This is a genomic window from Streptomyces sp. Isolate_45 (assembly GCF_024721315.2).
Taxonomy (GTDB): Bacteria; Actinomycetota; Actinomycetes; order Streptomycetales; family Streptomycetaceae; genus Streptomyces.
The window spans coordinates 1-2,529 of record NZ_JANFAK020000331.1 but is presented as its reverse complement, the minus strand read 5'-3'; the positions used below and the strand labels follow the sequence as shown (position 1 = coordinate 2,529).

At 75.4% G+C, this 2,529-nt stretch carries 1 protein-coding gene; it reads right to left on the bottom strand.

What is annotated here, in order from left to right; all coding sequences use genetic code 11:
- On the bottom strand, positions 1-2,529 hold a 2,529-nt coding region (locus NOD94_RS40780), incomplete at both ends, for an amino acid adenylation domain-containing protein (protein ID WP_281211295.1).

Here is a 2,529-nt window from a genome sequence, read left to right as displayed (position 1 = left end):
GGCCGTGGCGCCGGCGGAGCGGCGTACGGGGACCCGTACGAGTCCGCGCAGCAGCGGGGACAGGGCCCCTGCGCGGGGCGGGGGGGGGCGGGGGGGGCGGGGGGCGCCCCCCCCCCCCGCCACCCGGGTGGCCAGCAACGAGTGCCCGCCCAGCCGGAAGAAGTCGTCGTCGGCGCCCACCGACAGCAGTGACAGGGCCTGCGCGAAGACCTCGGCGATCCGCTCCTCGGCCGCACCCCGCGGCGGACGCGAGGACGCCGCCGCACCGAGGGCCGGGGCCGGCAGCAGGGCGCGGTCCAGCTTGCCGTTGACATTGGTCGGCAGGGCCTCCAGGGCCACCAACGCCGCCGGAACCATGTGCTCCGGAAGCTGCGCGGCCAGTTCCTCGCGGAGCCGCTCCACGTCCTCGAGGCCCGCGCCGGTCACGTAACCGACCAACCGGGGGATGCCGGGGACGTCCTCGCGGACGACCACCGCCGCCGCCGAGACGCCGTCCAGCGCTGTCAGGGCCGCCTCCACCTCGCCCGGCTCCACCCGGAACCCGCGGATCTTGACCTGGTCGTCGGCCCGGCCGAGGAACTCGATCAGCCCGTCGGTACGCCGGCGCACGAGGTCACCCGTGCGGTACATGCGGCTGCCGGGCGCCCCGAACGGGTCGGCGACGAACCGCTCCGCGGTGAGCGCGAACCGCCCCAGGTAGCCGCGCGCGATCTGCTCGCCCGCCAGGTACAGCTCTCCCGTCACCCCCGTCGGCACCGGACGCAGCCGGCCGTCCAGGACGTGCGCGCGGGTGTTGTCGAGCGGCCGGCCCACGACCGGGGTCGGGCAGTCGCCCACCCGGGCCACCAGCGCGTCCACGGTGAACTCGGTCGGACCGTAGTAGTTGACGACCTCCACGTCGGTGAACGCGGCCAACTCCTCCCACAGCGCGGCGGGCACGGCCTCCCCGCCCAGCAGGAACAGCGGCGGCCGCCAGTCCCCGGCCAACAGCCCGGCGTCCAGCAGCTGTCGGGCGTACGACGGCGTGACGTCGAGGGTGTCGATCCGCTCGGCGCGGACGTACGCCACGACCGCCTCGGCGTCCCGGCGCTCGAACTCGTCCAGCACGTGCAGCTCGTGGCCCGCCACCAGCCACAGCAACTGCTCCCAGGAGGAGTCGAAGGAGAACGAGGCCGTGTGCAGGGCGCGCACGCGGCGGCCCGACCGACGCGCGACCGGCAGGTACAGCTCGCGTTCGTGGTCGCGGAAGAGCCTGGTCAGACCGGCGTGTCGGAGCAGCACCCCCTTGGGGAGGCCGGTGGAACCGGAGGTGTAGATGACGTACGCGGCCTGCTCGGGGCCCGTCACGGCGTCCGGTCCGGGCACGGCCGCGGCCAGTCGCGCCACGGTCGCCGGATCGTCGAGGACGACGGCCGGGACACCGGGCACGCGCGCCGCGACGGCGCGGGTCGTCACCACGCACACCGGGGACGCGTCCCGCAGCATGTGGGCCAGCCGCTCGGCCGGGTGGTCCAGGTCCAGCGGCAGGTAGGCCCCGCCCGCCTTGAGGACGGCCAGGACGGCGACGACGGCGTCGGCGGACCGGGGCACCGCGAGACCCACCACCGTGTCCGGGCCGACACCCTCGGCGGTCAGGACGGCCGCCAACCGGCCCGCACGGTCGACGAGTTCGGCGAAGGTCAGCCGCACCTCGCCGGCCACCACCGCGACGGCGTCCGGCGCGGCGGCCGCCCGCTCGGCGAACACCTCCGTCACGCTCTGCGCGGGTACGGGTCGGGCCGTGTCGTTCCAACGGGCCAGCCGCTCCCGCTCCTCGGCGTCGCGCAGCTCCCACTGCGAGACCCGCAGCCCGGGGGCCGCGACCGCTTCCGCGAGGGCGCGCAGCAGCCGGTCGGCGAACGTCTCCACCGTCTCCCGATCGAACAGGGCGGTGGAGTAGAAGACCTCCAGCTCCAGGTCCTCACCGTGCGCGGAGTCCGCGAAGGTGACGTCCAGGTCGAACTTGGTGACGCCGGGATCGACCCGGTCGGCGCGGGCGGACCGCCCGAACAGGGTCCGTACGTCCTCGGAGACCGTGCTGTGCGAGACCATCGTCTGGAAGAGCGGGTGCCGCGACAGTGACCGCTCGGGGTTGACCGCCTCCACCACCTGGTCGAACGGCAGGTCGGCGTGGTCCAGGGCCGTCAGGTCGGCCGCCCGGACCCGCTCCAGGAGCTCCCCGAACGTCGGGTCGCCGGACAGGTCGGTGCGCAGGACCACCGTGTTGACGAAGAAGCCCACCAGGTCGTCGAGGGCGCTGTCGGCGCGCCCGGCGACCGGGCTGCCGAGGACGAGGTCCTCACCCGCGCCGAGCCGGTGCAGCGTCGCGGCGACCGCGGCGTGCACCACCATGAACACACTGGTGCCGCTCTCCCGCGCCAACGTCCGTACGGCGAGGGCGAGGTCGCGCGGCAGCGAGCGGAAGGCCAGCGCCCCGGAGTGCTGCGCCGTAGCCGCGCGGGCCCGGTCCGCGGGCAGGCCGCCGGCCTC